This is a genomic window from Paenibacillus sp. J5, from assembly GCF_054955055.1.
The window spans coordinates 1-350 of record NZ_JBUEDD010000052.1 but is presented as its reverse complement, the minus strand read 5'-3'; the positions used below and the strand labels follow the sequence as shown (position 1 = coordinate 350).

Genomic DNA, 350 nt, shown 5'->3' with positions numbered 1-350 from the left:
TAATACAGCGTCACCTTCGCTCCAGCGATCTTCGTCCCGCTGATGGCATCTCCAGTCGTTTCATCATAGACCGTCCCGTAAGGGTCAACCAGCTCCTCGGAGATATTCAGCTCCCCGTTCGCCTTCACATCCAGCTCGGCGACCTTCAGGAGCAGCTCCTCTCCCGTATCGGCCTGGTAGCGAACCTCCATCGTATACTTCTGCTCGCTCAGTCCCTCTACGGAGAACGTGCCGTTCGCACCCATCGGATACGCCTTCGGTGTACCATTCTCCTCCAGATACATGCCATCCTTATCCTTCAGATAGATACGCAGGTGGCTTGTCAACGCCGCATTGAACAGCTCGGTCGC

Annotated in this window: 1 protein-coding gene; it reads right to left on the bottom strand. The window is 56.3% G+C overall.

What is annotated here, in order from left to right; translation table 11 throughout:
• A partial coding sequence (locus ACY1JZ_RS26105) for a hypothetical protein (RefSeq protein ID WP_462631696.1) occupies positions 1 to 350 on the bottom strand: 350 nt, incomplete at both ends.